At 68.4% G+C, this 16,465-nt stretch carries 15 protein-coding genes; 6 read left to right on the forward strand and 9 right to left on the reverse strand.

Annotated features, from left to right (window positions below):
* Positions 1–17: 17 nt before the first annotated feature.
* Genes ODE13_RS11815 through ODE13_RS11825 form a run of 3 tightly spaced genes read right to left on the reverse strand, consistent with a single transcriptional unit; the run spans position 18 to position 3,404 of the window.
* Positions 18–1,421: a gluconate:H+ symporter gene (locus tag ODE13_RS11815; protein ID WP_322479457.1), complete on the reverse strand. Its 1,404-nt coding sequence runs from the start codon at positions 1,419–1,421 to the stop codon at positions 18–20.
* 10 nt (positions 1,422–1,431) lie between these two features.
* The gene (locus ODE13_RS11820; RefSeq protein WP_322479458.1) at positions 1,432–2,424 is read right to left on the reverse strand and encodes a 3-hydroxyacyl-CoA dehydrogenase family protein; all 993 of its coding nucleotides are present in this window, start codon (positions 2,422–2,424) and stop codon (positions 1,432–1,434) included.
* Positions 2,421–3,404 carry a sugar phosphate isomerase/epimerase family protein gene (locus tag ODE13_RS11825; protein WP_322479459.1) on the reverse strand — a complete coding sequence of 328 codons (984 nt, stop codon included), beginning with the start codon at positions 3,402–3,404 and terminating at the stop codon, positions 2,421–2,423. Before ODE13_RS11825 ends, ODE13_RS11820 begins: the two co-directional genes overlap by 4 nt.
* 140 nt (positions 3,405–3,544) lie before the next feature.
* On the opposite strand from ODE13_RS11825, the gene ODE13_RS11830 reads away from it, so the two are divergent.
* On the forward strand, positions 3,545–4,309 hold the full coding sequence (locus ODE13_RS11830) for a GntR family transcriptional regulator (RefSeq protein ID WP_322479460.1): 765 nt from the start codon (positions 3,545–3,547) through the stop codon (positions 4,307–4,309).
* Between the two features lie 20 nt (positions 4,310–4,329).
* On the opposite strand, the gene ODE13_RS11835 is transcribed toward ODE13_RS11830, so the two are convergent.
* Positions 4,330–5,613, reverse strand: a complete 1,284-nt coding sequence (locus ODE13_RS11835) for an extracellular solute-binding protein (protein ID WP_322479461.1) — start codon at positions 5,611–5,613, stop codon at positions 4,330–4,332.
* 74 nt (positions 5,614–5,687) lie between these two features.
* Positions 5,688–6,908, reverse strand: a complete 1,221-nt coding sequence (locus ODE13_RS11840; protein ID WP_322479462.1) for an ROK family protein — start codon at positions 6,906–6,908, stop codon at positions 5,688–5,690.
* Between the two features lie 120 nt (positions 6,909–7,028).
* Between ODE13_RS11840 and ODE13_RS11845 the strand changes: the two genes are divergently transcribed.
* Genes ODE13_RS11845 through ODE13_RS11855 form a run of 3 tightly spaced genes read left to right on the forward strand, consistent with a single transcriptional unit; the run spans position 7,029 to position 10,117 of the window.
* A complete protein-coding gene (locus tag ODE13_RS11845; protein ID WP_322479463.1) occupies positions 7,029–8,297 on the forward strand; it encodes an ABC transporter substrate-binding protein in 1,269 nt (422 codons plus the stop codon).
* A 24-nt stretch (positions 8,298–8,321) separates the two neighbouring features.
* On the forward strand, positions 8,322–9,224 hold the full coding sequence (locus ODE13_RS11850) for a sugar ABC transporter permease (RefSeq protein ID WP_322479464.1): 903 nt from the start codon (positions 8,322–8,324) through the stop codon (positions 9,222–9,224).
* A gap of 2 nt (positions 9,225–9,226) precedes the next feature.
* Positions 9,227–10,117, forward strand: coding sequence for a carbohydrate ABC transporter permease (locus ODE13_RS11855; protein WP_322479465.1), 891 nt, complete (start codon positions 9,227–9,229; stop codon positions 10,115–10,117).
* 81 nt (positions 10,118–10,198) lie between these two features.
* Here the strand turns inward: ODE13_RS11855 and serS are convergent, their stop codons facing one another.
* Positions 10,199–11,488, reverse strand: coding sequence for a serine--tRNA ligase (serS, locus tag ODE13_RS11860; RefSeq protein ID WP_322479466.1), 1,290 nt, complete (start codon positions 11,486–11,488; stop codon positions 10,199–10,201).
* Positions 11,489–11,532: 44 nt separating this feature from the next.
* Between serS and ODE13_RS11865 the strand changes: the two genes are divergently transcribed.
* Complete coding sequence (locus ODE13_RS11865) at positions 11,533–12,717, forward strand: diacylglycerol/lipid kinase family protein (protein WP_322479467.1); 1,185 nt, start codon at positions 11,533–11,535, stop codon at positions 12,715–12,717.
* A gap of 18 nt (positions 12,718–12,735) precedes the next feature.
* Here the strand turns inward: ODE13_RS11865 and pheA are convergent, their stop codons facing one another.
* Positions 12,736–13,683: a prephenate dehydratase gene (gene pheA, locus ODE13_RS11870; RefSeq protein WP_322479468.1), complete on the reverse strand. Its 948-nt coding sequence runs from the start codon at positions 13,681–13,683 to the stop codon at positions 12,736–12,738.
* Complete coding sequence (locus ODE13_RS11875; RefSeq protein ID WP_322479531.1) at positions 13,680–14,009, reverse strand: rhodanese-like domain-containing protein; 330 nt, start codon at positions 14,007–14,009, stop codon at positions 13,680–13,682. The genes pheA and ODE13_RS11875 overlap by 4 nt, the downstream gene beginning before the upstream one ends.
* Before the next feature lie 179 nt (positions 14,010–14,188).
* Between ODE13_RS11875 and ODE13_RS11880 the strand changes: the two genes are divergently transcribed.
* Positions 14,189–15,742 (forward strand): amidase, encoded by a 1,554-nt coding sequence (locus tag ODE13_RS11880; protein ID WP_322479469.1) that lies wholly within the window; start codon positions 14,189–14,191, stop codon positions 15,740–15,742.
* Between the two features lie 71 nt (positions 15,743–15,813).
* Here ODE13_RS11880 and ODE13_RS11885 read toward each other — a convergent pair whose 3' ends face one another.
* Positions 15,814–15,936: a hypothetical protein gene (locus ODE13_RS11885; RefSeq protein WP_322479470.1), complete on the reverse strand. Its 123-nt coding sequence runs from the start codon at positions 15,934–15,936 to the stop codon at positions 15,814–15,816.
* Positions 15,937–16,465: the final 529 nt, after the last annotated feature.

Raw genomic sequence — 16,465 nt, forward strand, 5'->3', positions numbered from 1 at the left:
CGGCTCAGGTGACCAGTTCAGGTGACCAGCGCATAGGTCACCCAGCTGAGCAGGAAGGCCATGACGCCGATCGCGGTGCCGATGACCGACCAGGTCTTCAGAGTGGTCATCGTGTCGAAGCCGCAGAACCGGCCGACCAGCCAGAAGCCGGAGTCGTTGAAGTGGGAGCAGGTGATCGAGCCGGCGACGATGGCGACCACCACGGTGGCCAGCGCGAAGCCGTCCAGGCCGAGGGACGCCACGCCCGGCGCCATGATCGAGCCGGCCGTGGTGGCGGCGACGGTGGCCGAGCCCTGGGCCACCCGGATGGCCACGGCCACCAGGAACCCGGCGAGGATGACCGGCAGGCCCATGGCGTCGAGGCCCCCGGCGATGGACTCGCCGATGCCTGTGGCCGTCAGCACGGCCCCGAAGGCGCCGCCGGCGCCGGTGATGAGGATGATCGAGCAGACTGGGGCCAAGGCGTTGTCGGTGAGGTCGGACAGCGCGGAGCCCACGGACTCGCCTCTCCCGCGACGCGGCCGGATGTAGAGCAGGTACATCGCCACCAGGGAGGAGATCAGCAGCGCCACCGGAGTCGGACCGATCAGCTGGGAGAGTGCGAAGACCGCGCTTTCGTCGCTGAGCGTGCCGTCGGCCTCCAAAGTGGTGGAGAGCGTGTTGAAGAAGATCAGCACCAGCGGCAGCACCAGGCAGAAGACGACGATGCCGAAGGCCGGCAGCTCGTCCTCCTCCTTGACCTCTGGCTCCCCGAAGAGGTTCGGCACCGGGTAGTCGGGGTAACGCTTGGCCAGGACCAGGCCCAGCCGGTAGCCGGCCAGGTACCAGGTCGGCAGGCCCACGAGCAGTGCGACCACCAGCACGGTGCCGACGTCGGCACCCATCACGGTGGCCGCCGCCGTCGGGCCCGGATGGGGCGGGGTGAGCGCGTGCATCATCAGGAACGCGCCGATGGAGGGCAGCACATAGAGCATGAAGCTGCCGCCGAGCCGGCGGGCCACCGTGTAGATGATCGGCAGCATCACGATGAAGCCGGCGTCGAGGAAGATCGGGAACGCGTAGAACAGCGAGGCCACGGCGAGCGCCAGCGGGGCCTTCCGCTCTCCGAACGTCCGCAGCATCCTCTCGGCGAGGACCTGGGCGCCGCCGGAGGCCTCGACGAGCCGGCCCAGCACGGCGCCGAAGCCGATGAGCAGCGCCACGTTGCCCACGGTGGTGGAGAACCCGCTGACGACGACGTCGAGCACGTCGCCGACCCCGATCCCGGCCACCAGCGCGGTGAGCAGGGAGACGATGATCAGCGCGAAGAAGGCGTGCAGCCTGACCTTGACGATCAGCAGCATCAGCACCGCGATCGAGGCTGCCGCGATGAGCAGCAGCGCCCAGGTGGGATGCTCCACGGCCAGTGTCATCTCATCCATGGGTGTTTCCTCAGGCCCGCTGGGCGGCGGAGTCGGCAGGCACGGTGCCTCGCGGGGCAGGGCCGAGCTCGCGCAGCAGCTCCCCCATGCGGGCGTAGGCCTTGTTCCGGTAGGCGATCAGCTCGGCGGCGGTCTTCTCGTCGAAGTCGCCGGTCCAGCCCTTGCCGTTCTTCACCCCGTGGCGGCCGGCATCGACGGTGTCCTGCAGCATCTTGGGAGTGGCCAGACGCTCTCCGAAGGCCTCCTCGACGATACGGAAGCACTTCGCGTAGACGTCGAGCCCGGCCTGGTCCGCGATGGCGAAGGGGCCGAAGAATCCCAGCCGGAAGCCGAAGGTGGTGCGCACGATGGTGTCCACCGCCTCGGGGGTGGCCACACCCTCCTCCACCACGGAGACGGCCTCCTTCAGCAGGGCGTACTGCAGCCGGTTGAGCACCATGCCTGGCACGTCGGCGACCTCGGCGCCCTCCTTGCCGATGCGCGGAAGTAGCTCCCGGACGGCGTCGACGGCCCACTGCTCGGTGGCCTCGCCGGAGACCAGCTCGACCCCGGGGATGAAGGGCGCGGGGTTGGAGAAGTGGACGGTGAGGAACCGCTCGGGGTTCTTCACATGCGGGGCGAGCACGTGGACGGGGATCGTGGAGGTGTTGGTGCCGATGACGGCGTCCTCGCGGGCGTGCTGGGAGATCCTGCCGAGCACGTCCTGTTTGACCTCCGGAGCCTCGAAGACGGCCTCCTCGATGAAGTCGGCGCGGCCGACGGAGTCCTCGAAGCTGGTCCCGGCGCGCAGGTGAGCGCGGATCGTCTCGGTGGAGCCGGCGGGGTAGAGGCCCTGGTCCTCGAACTCCTGGGCCTCGCGAAGCAGGCGCTCCAGGCCTCGGGCGGTGGTCTCGGGGTCGACGTCGACGATCTGCACGTCGAGTCCGGCCAGAGCCATGCACTGGGCGATGCCTCCGCCCATGTAGCCTGCGCCGACGACTGTGACAGTGGTGATCGTGGTCATGCGGGGTTCTCCTCTGAGATGTGTGAGGTGCGGGCCGGCGTCGCGGAACCCAGCACCTGGCGGATGTAGTCGCGGTTCTCGGCGCAGACGCCGATCGAGTCGGAGCCGTAGTGCTCGCAGCAGAAGGGTCCGGTGAAGCCGAGCTCCAGCGCCCGGCGGATGATGCGCCGGTAGTTGATGTAGCCGTGCTTGAGCGGCAGGGGCACGGTCGCGTAGGCCCCGGTGGCGGGGTCGAAGTCCCGGGAGTAGTTCTTGATGTGCCAGAAGTTGGTGTGCGGAAGAACCTTCTCGAACATCGCGTCGGGGTCCTCCACAGGACGGTGCAGGCGCACGAGGTTACCCAGGTCGGGGTTCAGCCCGACGGCGGCGTGGTCGACGTCGCGGATGAAGGCGACTGCCTCGTCGGGGGTACCGACGAAGGTGTCCTCGTACATCTCCAGGCTGAGCTGGATGCCGTTGGCCTGGGCATGGTCCCCGAGCTCGCGGATGCGTTTGATGGCCAGGGGGCGCAGGGCCGGGTCGTCCACGTGCCCTTCGGCGAGCCAGAACCAGAGGGCGTCGGCCTGGGCAGGGGTGAAGGCCTGCATGAAGCCGGTGTTGACGATGGTGGCACCGAACTCGGGGGCGATGTCGATCAGCCGGTGGGCGTCGGCGAGGTTGCGCTCCCCGTGCTGGGCGTCGACCACGGAGTTGCGGGTCATGGAGATCGAGGGGATCTGCAGGTCGTGGTCGGCGAGGATCCGCTTGAACTCCTCGAGCCGGGCGTCCGTGAGCCGGTGCAGCGGCAGCCAGGCGTCGGTGGGGTCGATGTGGGAGAAGCCGAGATCACGCATCTGGGCGAGGCAGTCGGCCCAGTAGGACGTCGGCGCCTCCGACACCGGCCCTCCGTCCGGACCGGTGGGTCCGAAGGCGAGCATGTTGCCGGCGATGGGCCAGTCCTGCGCAGTGTACGGGACGGAGGGCGGGGTGTCGGCGGGCATGGAGTCCTCTCTGCCGAAACGAAGGGTGGACCGGAGCGATGTGACCTGAGTCTTATGGCATGCGCCACATCGTGGCATATCCTATAGGAAATAGGAAGTGCCGCCATGGGACGACGCCGACCCGCTAGGATCACCAGACGATGAGCAACTCCTCCAACCTCCAGACCCCAGGGGCCTCGGCACCTGGCGCCGACTCCCGACCGCCGGTGGCCCGGCGCGCCCTGCGCGACGAGGTCTACAGCGCCTTGTTCGATCGGATCCTCAACGGATCGGCCCCGGCGGGAAGCTCGATGAGCATCGACGCACTGGCCCGCGACCTGGACGTCTCCCCCACTCCGGTGCGTGAGGCCCTGGTGCAGCTTGAGCACACCGGCCTGGTGACCCGGGTCGCGCTGAAGGGGTATCGCGTGGCGCCGCAGCTGACCGGCGATCAGCTGCGCGAGCTCTTCGAGATGCGGATGATCGTGGAGATGGCCGCCGTCGAGCGTGCAGCCAACTCCTGGGAGGCTCTGCTGCCGCGGCTCCGCGCCGCCCACGCACGGCACGTGCGCACCGCAGACCGGGTGCGCGCCCTGCGCACCCGGCGCGACGACGCCGACGCGGCAGGCGCGGCGCCGGACGACTTCGAGGACCTGCGGGAGTACATGGCCGCAGACCGCGACTTCCACCGCGTGATCCTTGAAGCGGCGGGGAACCGCTACCTGCTGCAGACCAGTGAATCGCTCAGCGCCCACGTGCAGCGACTGCGCCAGACCGTGGACCACGGAGAGCTGGACCTCGACGAGGCCCTGGCCGAGCACGCGGCCGTGCTGACTGCCTTCGAGTCCGGAGATCCCGAGCAGATGCGCCACGCGCTGCGCATCCACCTGGAGGCCGTGGCCGACCGCGTGCACGGCGATGACTGAGCGTCACGGATCCGACGACGTCACTCCGGCTGGGTCGCGTCCATGGCCGAGGCGAATTCCTCCGGAGTGATCTGCCCGAGGAAGACCAGCTCGAGGTTCTCCAGCAGCACCTGCTCCTGACTGGGGTCCACCGCCTGGTCCCAGGAGAGCTGGAAGTTCGGCGCCTCGCGAACGGCGTCATAGGCGAAGCCGAGGAACTCCTCGTCGTCCGTCTCGGCGATCTTCTCGTCCAGGCCCTCCAGCGGCGGGATGTTGCCCGTCTCCAGCATGGCGTCCACGGAGTCGTCATTGAACAGGTGCTCGCTGAGGTAGTCGATCCCGGCCTGCTGCTCCTCGTCCGAGGCGTCAGCGGAGACCGACCAGAAGTTGGCCGGATTGCCCACGATGTTCGCAGGGTCACCCTCGCCTCCGGAGATCTCCGGGAAGGTCGTGAACCTGAAGTCGTCGGAGGCGGCGAAGTCCGGGACGTCCTCGAGCATGCGCGAATAGACCCACGAACCCTGCAGCACCATCGCGGCTCGGCCGTCGGCAAGCATCTGTGCATCTTCGTTCTGATCCGCCACCACCGAGGCGAAGCCGGGGTCGAAGGCGTCCGCCTCGACCAGCTCCTGAACCTTCTCCATCGCCTCGATGATCGCCGGATGAGACCATGCGTCCGGCTCTCCGGCAACGACGGCGTCGAAGACCTCCGGGCCGCCGATCCGATCCGTGAGATACGAGGCCCACATCAGCATCGGCCAGCGGGAACCGCCGGCGAGGGCGAACGGGTGGACTCCCACCTCGTTGAGGCTCTCGACGGCGGTGAGCAGCTCGTCCCAGTCAGTGGGGACCTCGACGCCCGCCTCGTCGAAGACGGCCTGATTGACGTAGAGGACCACCGGCTGGACGTTGTTCATCGGCACCGCGTAGATGCTGCCGTCGACCTCTCCGTTGGCGACCACGGAGTCGATGAGCCGCTCGCGCAGCTGCTCAGTGGAGTCGGTGAGATCGACGACGTAGTCGTGCTCGACGTACTCCAGCAGGGTGCCGCCGGTCCAGCCGGCGATGAGCGTGGGCGCCTCCCCGGAGCCGACGGCGGTGCGGATGCGCTCCTTGTAGACGTCGTTCGCGAAGCTGTCCACAGTGATGGCCTGGTCGGGATTCTCGTCACTCCACGCCTCGAGGTCCTCCTCCACGACCGGCCAGACTCCGCCGTTGAGCACCCACGCATTGGGCTCAGATCCTCCCCCTCCCTCGCCGCAGGCCGTCAGGCCGAGCAGCAGCGCCGTCGTCGCGCCGATGGTGGTGATCCGTGATGCCTGCATGATGAAGCCCTCTCTGAAGTGATACGACTCACAGGCATTATTGCCTCTTCAGAGAACAAAAGAAAGGGTGGCCCTCAGCCGTCGACGCTCGACTCCAGCAGAGCTCCGTCGCGCACGTCGGCGATCGCCGCCGAGATGGCGCCGCGCAGCACGACGTCAGCACCGTGCTGGGAGGGGACAAGCTCGGCCCACCGCTGTGTCGGATTCCGACTCAGGATCTCCCGGGTGCGCCGCAGCACCGGCTCCGCCGAGGAGGCGAAGGCGCCGGCGATGATGATCCGATCCAAGTCCAGGAGCCCGGAGAGCAGCTGGACCACCGGGGCCAGGCGCCCGGCGAGCGCGTCCACGACCTGCAGTGCGGTGGCATCACCCCGCTCCGCCGCGCTGAAGACCGCCTCCGCGCCGCGCTCCTCCTCCGGAAGCTCGGCCAGCTCACCGGTGAGCTCACCCTCCCGCGCCAGCCGTCGCAGCTCCCAGCGCGCACGGCGCGCCAGGCCGTGAGGAGCCTCGACCCCCATGACCATGTCCAGGACGCGCATCTCTCCGACACCGCCGCGCGTGCCGCGCAGCAGCCGGCCGTCCACCACGATGCCCGCACCGAACCGCTCGGCGGAGAGCAGCGTCGCGAAGGAGCGGACGCCGACACCCACGCCGTCGGAGGCCTCACAGAGCGCGCCCAGGTTCGCATCGTTGTCGAGCCGCACCGTCCAGCCACGCTCCTCGAACAGAGTGGCGAGGCCCGGATTCATGGCGGGCCAATAGTCCTCGGCGTCATCAGCAGGGGGCGACTCCCCCTCCGGATCCACCGGAGCGGGAACACCGATGACGACGGCGGCGATGCGCTCCGAGGTCACGTCCGCCTCCTCCAGCGCCTCGTCTACGAGTCGCTCCAACGTCTGGCGTCGATCCAGAGCCCCCCGCATCGCGCTGACATCCCGACTGACCCGCGTCAGCTCCACGCCGTGCAGGTCAGCCACCGCGACGGTGAACAGGTCTTCGTCGGCGTCGCATGCCACGACCAGCGCGGCGTCGGGCCGGAAGGCATGGCGCAGCGCAGGGCGCCCTTTGGCATATCGGCCGGCGGCCCGGGCGTCTGCCACCTTCTGGAACCAGCCGGCCTCGACGAGCTCCCGGCAGACGGAGAGCACCGTGGCTCGGGTGAGGCCCGTCTTCTCCATGAACTCGGTGGCGGTCAGCGCCCCCCCGGTCCAGGCGGCGTCGAGCAGGCGCCGGGCATTGACCGTGCGCTGTGAGGCCTGACCCGCGATGGCTTGAAGCTCTGTGACGTCATTCACGCCAGAATTATAGACGCGCTTATATTTACATGCTAAATTTACGCATTGCATGATGTGGTGCAGGTCACTGCACGCCATGTCGACCGACGTCTTCCCCGACCCACCCCCCAGGAGGCCAGCATGGGCGCACCCCCAGCACCGGTGTCACGGCGGAGTCTCATCGCCGGAACCGCGGGGCTCGCCGCACTCTCACTCGTCGGGTGCACCGGCGGCCGCGGTGAGGCCACCGAGCTCCGCTTCTATCAGACCAAACGCGAGGTCATCCCCTACGTCGGGGGCCTGCTGCAAGACTTCCGCGAGGAGTTCCCGGGCATCCGCCCGATCCACGACACCAGCGAGGGCACCCTCAACGGCATGTTCGTGCGCAGCTCACCGCCGGACCTCGCACTGCAGCTCTACAACTACGAGATGGCTCGCTTCGTGGGGCGCGGCGAGCTGAGCGACCTCTCTGACCTGCCCGAGACGCAGGCGATCGCCGATCCGGTGATGGAACAGGTCGAGATCTACCCGCAGTACGAGGGGCGCACCTCGGTGCTGCCGTACTCGATGATGGCCGCCTCAGTCATCTACAACAAGGAGATCTTTGACGAGCACGGCGTGGAGGTGCCGACCACCTACAGCGAGTTCATCGACGCCTGCGAGACGTTCGAAGCAGCCGACGTCACACCCGTCTACGGCACCTACGGGGACGCCTGGACCGTCAAGCAGGGCCTGGTCGACTATGCGGTCGGCGGGATGGTCGACGTCATCGACTTCTTCGAGCAGCTTCGCGCCCAGGGCCCGGATGTCGGCCCCGACTCCCCGGTGTCCTTCAGCAAGGTCCTGCGCGAACCGCTGGAGAAGATGCTCGAGATCGCACAGTACACGCAGGGCGATGCCCGAGGACGCAACTACGGCGACGGCAACAACGCCTTCGCCAGCGGCGAGGCAGCGATGTACTTCCAAGGGCCCTGGGCCCTCATCGAGGTCGGGCAGATCAATCCTGATCTGGCGGTCGGCACCTTCCCGCTGCCCATGACGGAGGACCCCGCCGACAACAAGGTCCGCGTCAATCTGGACCTCGCACTCTGGATCCCCGAGGGCTCCAGAAACCAGGAGGAAGCCCGCGAGCTGCTCCAGTTCCTCGCCCGCCCGGAGATTCAGGACGCGTACAACGAGCACGCGCTCGGTTTCGGAGTGCGCACAGACGCCCCAGACGTCACCGATGAACGCATCGCCGAGATGCAGCCCTATGTCGACCGCGGCGCCATCTACCAGGGAGTGTCCCAGGGCATCCCGCTCACCATCCCCTTCGAAAGCTACTGCCAGGATCTCGTCTTCGGAGCGGATCTCGAGAACATGCTCAGCACGCTCGACGCCGACTGGGCCCGCCTGGCCAAGCGCAGCTGACCGGCCGACTGATCAAGGAGCATCATGTCTCTCACCACCTCCGACACCACGAAGTCCGCCGCCCCAGCCCGCAAGCGGGGACCCGACCGGACGCACTGGCTGTTCCTGCTGCCCACCCTGATCGTCTTCACCCTGTGCATCGCGCTGCCAGCGGTGATGGGCATCTTCTTCAGCTTCACCAACTCCGTCGGCTACGGAGACTGGGATTTCGTGGGGCTGGCCAACTACCAGCTGATGTTCACGGATCCTGCGATCATGTGGTCCTTCGGCTTCACCCTCGGGTTCTCCGCCGTGACGGTGGTGGTGACCAACGTCATCGCCTTCCTGCTCGCCGTCGGCCTGACCTCGCAGATCCGAGGGCGCGTGGTGCTGCGGACCGTGTTCGTCATCCCGATGGTGGTCTCCCCCATCATCATCGCCTTCGTCTTCCAGTTCCTGTTCGCCCGCTCGCTGCCGGCGGCGGCCCAGGCCGTAGGATTCGGCCCGCTGGAGTCAAGCATTCTCGCCGACTCGGACCTCGCCTGGATCTCGATCGTCATCGTCACCGCCTGGCAGGCCATCCCCGGCACCATGCTGATCTACATCGCCGGCCTGGTGGCCATCCCCCACGACGTCTATGAGGCCTCCTCCATCGACGGGGCCGGGCCGTGGAAGCAGCTGCTGACGATCACCGTCCCGCTCATGACGGGCTACATCGTCATCAACGTGATCCTGACCTTCAAGAACTTCCTGAACGCCTACGACATCATCGTCGGCCTGACCGACGGTGGTCCGGGCACCTCCACGCGCACCGTGGCGATGACGATCTTCTCCGGGTTCACCGACGGCGACTACGCCTACCAGATGGCCACCGCCACCATCTTCTTCCTCATCACCCTGGCCATCGCCCTCGTCCAGCTGCGCCTGATGCGCCGAAAGGAGAAGTGATCATGTCCACTCCTGACCTCACCTCGACCTCCAGCACCGTCCCCACCAGACGCTCCCGGCCGCTCATCCGACCTCGGAAAAAGTTCAACGTCCCCCTGACGATCCTGCTGGTCGTCTGCACGCTGACCGTCCTGGTGCCGTTCTTCGTCACCGTGTCCATGGCCTTCAAGACCGGTTCCCAAGCGGTCCAGGGGCAGGCGTTCACCCTGCCCAGTCCGGTCAGCATCGAGGGCTTCGTCGAAGCCTGGCGGCTGACCGACTTCCCGGTCAGCTTCGCCATCTCGGTGTTCGTCTCGGCGATCGCCGTCGCGGGCGCCGTGCTGATCAGCACCATGGCCGCCTATTCGATCTACGCCAACTGGGAGCGCAGGTTCTTCAGGTTCGCCTTCTTCTACATCCTGGCGGCGATGTTCCTGCCCTTCCCGGTGCTCGCACTCTCACAGATCAAGCTCAGCGGAATGGTGGGCCTGGACACGCCGCTCGGCGTCGGCATCCTGCACATCATGTTCCATCTGGGCTTCAACGTGCTTCTGCTGACCACCTTCCTGCGCAACATGCCCCCCGCCCTGGAGGAGGCGGCCCGCATCGACGGGGCCAGCACCTGGCAGACCTTCTGGAGGATCATCTTCCCGGTGCTCGCCCCGATGAGCGCGACCGTGGGCATCTTCGCCTTCCTGTTCTCTTGGAACGACTTCATGATGCCGTCGATGATCATCTCTGATCCCTCGCTGCAGACGCTGCCCGTGGTGAACCAGCTCTTCCAGAGCCAGTTCAGCAGCAACTACCACGTCTCCTTCGCCTCATATCTGATGGCGCTGGCGCCGTCGATCCTCGTCTTCGTCTTCACGCAGCGCTGGGTGCTCTCCGGGGTCACCCAGGGTGCGGTGAAGTAGCAGATCGCCGCATCCCCCCCCCCGAGGAGCCGGCAACAGTCCTGGGGCGAGTCGGCAGCAGTCCGGGGGGGGTCACGTCAGTCAGCGGACCGGCTCGAGCACCTCGAGTCCGCCCAGGTACGGGCGAAGCGCCTCAGGCACCTGCACGGACCCGTCGGCCTGCTGGTGGTTCTCCAGGATCGCCACCAGCCAACGCGTGGTGGCCAGGGTCCCGTTGAGGGTCGCGACCGGGCGGGTGGGGCCCTTGGAGCCGTCCTCCTTGACCGTGCGCTCCCGGATGTTGAGCCGACGCGCCTGGAAGCTGCCGCAGTCCGAGGTCGAGGTCAGCTCCCGGTAGGTGCCCTGGGTGGGGACCCACGCTTCGCAGTCGAACTTCCGCGCCGCAGAGAGCCCGAGGTCCCCGGCCGCGATGTCCACCACCCGGTAGGGCAGTTCGAGGGCCTTCAGCATCTCCTCCTCCCAGCCGAGCAGACGACGGTGCTCCGCCTCGGCGTCCTCCTGGGCGCAGTAGATGAACATCTCCAGCTTGTTGAACTGGTGCACCCGCAGGATCCCGCGGGTGTCCTTGCCGTGCGAGCCGGCCTCACGCCGGTAGCAGGAGGACCAGCCGGCGTAACGGACGGGCCCGTCGGTGAGGTCCATGATCTCGTCGGCGTGGTAGCCGGCGATCGCCACCTCCGAGGTGCCCACCAGGTAGAGGTCGTCCCGCTCGAGGCGGTAGATCTCCTCGTCGTGCTCGACGTCGAAGCCGGTGCCCTGCATGGTCTCGGGGCGCACCAGCGTGGGGGTGATCATCGGGGTGAAGCCCTCGCCGAGCGCCTTGTCCAGCCCCATCTGCATGATGGCCAGCTCCAGGCGGGCTCCGTACCCCTTGAGGAAGTAGAAGCGAGCACCCGAGACCTTCGCCCCACGCTCCATGTCCACGGCGTCCAGACCCTCTGCCAGCGCCAGATGATCCTGGGGCTCGAAGCCCTCGCCGGTGAAGTCTCGCGGGGAGCCCTCCTCGCGCAGCACCACGAAGTCGTCCTCGCCCCCGGAGGGGACGCCCTGATGGATCAGGTTGGGCACCCGGCGCTGCAGCGAACGAAGCGCCTCGTCGGCCTCGCCGCTGGCTGCCTCGGCGGCCTTCACCTGCGTGGACAGGTCCTTGACCTCAGCCAGCAGCCGCTGCTTCTCCTCGCCCTGGGCCTGGGCGACCCTCTTGCCGAAGGCCTTCTGCTCGGCGCGCAGGGACTCGAACCGGGCGATCGCCTCGTTCCGGGACTGCTGTGCGGAGATCAGCTGGTCCACCACGGATTCGTCGGCCTGCCGCGCGCGCTGGCTGGCCCTGTAGGCGTCGGGGTTGTCGATGAGGTCCTTGATGTCGATCACGGGTCTAGCCTAACGGCTGGTCGATTGCTGGCTAGACTGGCGTGGTGAGCCTCGAGCTGCTGTTTACCCTGCTGATCGCCTCCGCCCTGGTGCACGTCATCGCCCTGGTGGTGATCATCCGTGCCCTGGTCACCACTCGCCGCCTCCAGGAGGAGATCGCCGAGATAGGCCGCCTCCAGGACCGAGCCCAGCACGACGCCGACCACGGCCTCCCGACACGCGCCGAGCGGCAGGTCGCCCTGGTGGTCAATCCGACCAAGGCCGAGGCCGACGAAGTCGTCCGTCTGGTGCACTCCGCCTGCTCCCGCGCGGGAATGCAGGCGCCGCTTCTGCTGGCCACCACCGCATCGGATCCCGGCCACCAGATGGCGGCCGACGCTGTGAGCAGGGGCGCCCACGTGGTCATCGCCGCCGGCGGAGACGGCACGGTCCGCGCCGTGGCGGCCGAACTGACCGGCACCGACGTCGCGCTGGGCATCATCCCGATGGGCACCGGCAATCTCTTCGCCCGCAACATCGGCCTGCCCTACCAGGATCTTCAGGCCTGCGTGGACGAGTCGCTGCACGGCCTCTCCCACCGGGTGGACACCCTGGACCTCGCCCTGCACCGCGCCGACGGCACCACGGACAAGGAGAACTCGCTGGTCATCGCCGGCGGCGGGCTCGACGCCGAGGTCATGGGTGACACCCGTGAAGCGCTCAAGCAGCGCGCCGGCTGGCTGGCCTACGGAGAGTCCGGCATGCGCCATGTGATGGGCCGCCGGCGCAGCATCACCGTCGCCGTCGACGACGCCGAGCCGGAGACCCACCGGGTGCGCTCGGTGCTTCTGGCCAACTGCGGGATGCTCCAGGCCGGCATGATCCTGGTGCCTTCGGCACGGTTCGACGACGGCCGACTCGACGCAGTGCTGTTCACCCCGCGCCATGCATGGGACTGGGCGAAAATCGTCGCCAAGACCGTCACGCGCTTCACCGCGGACATTCCGGTGATGACGGTGCGGCAGGCACGGGTCAGCACCCTGACCATGGCGGAGCCGCTGCCCTTCCAGATCGACGGCGACGCCGTCGGGGAGGTCGTCGCCGTCGAAGCCCGCGTCCGGCCCTCCTCATTGATCGTCAACGGTGTGACCGGTGCCCCGTGGATGGAATCGGGGCGTTTCGAGGTGGACCCGGCTGAGGACTGGGAGCGCCGGAGCGAGCTTCACGAGGCCGACGGCCCGAACTCCTGAACCGTCCGCAGGTGCGGCTCATCGGCGGCGCAGCGTCTCGATCCAGGTGCGCGCGGCGGAGAACGCGGCGTCGCTGACCTCGGAAGTGATCTGCTGGGGGCGCCGATCGGCCCGCGGGTAGGAGCCCAGGAAGCGGATCTTCGGGGAGATCCGATGCACGCCGGCGAGCGCGTCGGCCACCCGGGCCTCGTCGATATGGCCTTCCAGGTCGATGGAGAAGAAGTACTGTCCGAGCCCGTCTCCGGTGGGACGGGACTCGATGCGGCACAGGTTCACCCCTCGCGTGGAGAAGTGCTCCAGCAGCTCCATCAGCGCCCCGGCCCGGTCCTCGGGCAGCGGAATCATGATGGCGGTCTTGTCCGCGCCGGTGGGCTCCGGGATCGGACCGGGCCTGGAGACCAGCACGAACCGGGTCACCGCTCCTGGGACGTCCTCCACGCCGCGGGCGACCACATGAAGCCCGAGCTGCTCGGCGACCAGCGGCGCGCAGATCGAGGCATCGGCCGCAGGGTCCTCCCTGAGCAGCGCCTGCGCCCCAGCCGCGGTGGACGAGGCGGGGATGAACTCGGCGTGAGGGACGGAGGCCTCGGCCCATCGGCGGACCTGGGCCCAGGCGTGGGTGTGGGTGGTCAGCGAGTGGATGCGGCTCAACGTGGTGGGCGCGCGGGACGCCACCACGAAGGTGATGGGCACCAGCGCCTCGGCCACGATGTGCAGCTGGTGGGCCACCGAGACGGCGTCGAGGGTGGCGGTCACCCCACCCTCCACTGAGTTCTCGATGGGCACCATGGCGGCGTCGACGGTGCCCTCCTCCACCATGGTCAGCGCGGAGAGCACCGAGGAGGCAGGCACCTTCTCCGCGGTCTCGACGCCAGGCATCTGCAGCAGGGCCGCCTCGGTGAAGGTGCCGGCCGGCCCCAGGTAGGCATAGCGGGTGAAGGGCAGGGGTGCGGGTGTCTGGCTCACAGGATCCGGGGCTCCTCTCCACTGTCGGCTTCCAGTGTGCGGCCGGCCTCGATCCAGCCGTCCATGCCGTCGGCGACGAAGACCGCCGAGTAGCCCTGTGCGGTGAGCCACTGGGTGATCTGCACCGACCGGCCGCCGGTGCGGCAGATCACGTGATAGTCCTCGTCCGGGTCCAGCTCGCCCTCGAAGCGGGCGGGGATCTCATCCACGGGGATGTGCAGCGCCCCGGGGGCATGGCCGGCGGAGAATTCGTAGCCTTCACGGACGTCCAGCAGGTGGGCGCCCTCGGGCACGTCGGCGGCACGGATGGTCTCGAAGTCCGACATCGCTACCTCCCAGGAGACGGGGACGGGGTCCAGGTGCAGTCTGGCTGCTCCGGCTGAGACTACCGGCTCCTCGCCGGCGACGGTGGCCGACGACGTCGTCGGCCCACCATCCGAGACGCGGCAGGACGGGTGAGCACCGGCCCGTGCGGTCATCGCCGGGATGCGCTTAGGGTGGCGTCATGACCCACCGCGCCGATCCTCCCGCCCCTGATCAGGCCCACACCACAGACACCTCGATGGCGGATTTCCGGGCCGCGACCGCCGCCCAGTGGCGGACCGCGTTCCTCGTCGGCGACGTCTCTGCGGTAGAGCTGACGGCCACTGCGCTGACGGCCGCGGCGGCGGGCACCTCGCTGGGTGCCTTCATCCATGTGGACCCCGATGCCGCCCTCGCCCGTGCCGCTGAGATCGACACGGTGCGCAGGCTGGTGCGTGGTGCCGGACACGGCCAGACCACGCGGCTGAGCGAGCTCTCGGCCCATCACCCGCTGCTCGGCCTGCCGACCGCCTTCAAGGACCTGGTCGACGTCGCCGGAATGCCCACCACACGGGGCACCGCGGCACTTCCGCCGCAGACTCCCGGCCGGGACGATCCGCTGCCCCGGCGGCTGCACTTCGCAGGAGCCGTCAGCGTGGGCAAGACCCAGGTCCCAGAGTTCGGACTGCCCTGCTATTCGGAGAACTCCCTGGCTCGCCCCTCGCGGAATCCGCTGGATCCGCGGCGCATTTCGGGCGGCTCCACGGGCGGCGGGGCCGCCGCCGTGGCGGCAGGGATGCTGCCGTTGGCTCCGGGCAGCGACGGGGGCGGCTCGGTGAGGATCCCGGCTGCGGCCTGCGGCTTGGTGGGGCTGAAGCCCGGACGCGGCCGGCTGCCCGATGACGTCGTCTCCGACCAGGTGGGCGACCTCGTGGTCTCCGGCCCGATCGCGGAGACGGCGGAGGACGCGGCGCTGCTCTTCGACGTCATGGCCGGGCACCGGTTCAGGGCCCCGGAACGGCCGGGCGGCCGACGTGCGCGCCGACGCGCGGCGCAGGTAGGTCCGACTCTGGCTGAGGGCCCGGCGATGCGGATCGTGCGCGAGGCGCTGGACGACGGACTGGAGCCGCTGCGGGTGGGGGTCACCACGGAGTCGCCGTTCAGTCCGGAGCTGGACGTCACGCTTGACGAGGACGCGGTCCGGGCGCTGGAGGAGGCCATCAGCCGACTCGAGGCGCTCGGACACCAGGTGCAGGGGAGCAGGGAGGGCACCAGCCCTGACCGAATCTGGCCGACGGGGTATCACCGGCACTTCCAAGCGCTGTGGACCTCCCGCCTGGGGCAGATCGGCTTCACCGAGGATCAGCTCTCGCTCCTGGCCCCGCTGACCCGGTACTTCGTGGAGCTCTCCTCCACTCGACCGCAGTCCGAGACGGAGCAGGCCCAGCGCACCCTGCAGGCCTTCGCTGAGGACGCCGAGAGCTGCCTGGACCCCTGGGATGTGCTGGTCACCCCGATGTTGGCCTTCCGCCCGCCGGAGGTCGGATGGTTCGCCTCCCTGGGCCCGGCCGAGGACTACGTGCAGCAATGTCGGTTCACCCCGTACTCCTCGGTGGTCAACGTGATGGGCCTGCCCGCCGTCAACGTGCCCGTGCTCACCGGTGACGACGGCCTGAGCTGGTCGGTGCAGATCATCGGCCGCCACGGTGCGGAGGAGCGGCTGCTCGCCCTGGCGGCGACGCTGCAGCGGGACTGAGCGGAGCGAGACCGGGCGGGGCACCACGCCGCCGGGCCGCCGCACAGAGGCGGATCGACCCGGCGGGGCGATCAGAACTGGCGCGGGCCGGTCAGCGCCCGCACGATCACCTCTTCCCTGCGGCGCTCGGCCTCCTGACGGACGAGGTGACGGCGGTGGAGCTCCTGCGGACTCAGCCGCGATGCCGGCCGCACCCGCTGACTCTCACTCCGCTGAGACCATTCCACCAGTGCGGCGCCGATCGAGTGGGCGGCCCGCCGCAGGAGGGATTGACTGAATGAATTGATATTGACGACAGACAAGAAGAAACTCCAGAAGATATCTGGGCACAGGGGTGCCCAGTAAAGATGAGTGAGAGCAAAAACTGATACGGGGGCGCGATTCAACGCGCGCCGATCATGGCGCAGAGCAGAGCTCGGCGCATCAGAGAATCAGTGAAGAAGAGTGCACAGCAGTGCAGATCCGCGAAGTCGGTACCACCACATCAGGGCTTCAGCCACCTCGGGGACGCCGTGGCGTCACCTCGTGGGGCCCGCCTGCGGGGCAGCCTGACGTGCGTCGACTCAGCAGCCGCGGGTGAATCGCGCGGAGTGCCCTCGATGGGCACCGCCGTCGAAGATTCCACGGGGGTACGCGATCACAAACCCGTGCACCGCAGTGCTGGTTGTGCCGGTCTGACCTGAAGTCATTGTGGTCACCATGAAGATCGCCCCCTCCTTTCGT

This window comes from Nesterenkonia sp. HG001 (assembly GCF_034438835.1).
In the GTDB taxonomy this organism is placed as follows: domain Bacteria; phylum Actinomycetota; class Actinomycetes; order Actinomycetales; family Micrococcaceae; genus Nesterenkonia; species Nesterenkonia xinjiangensis.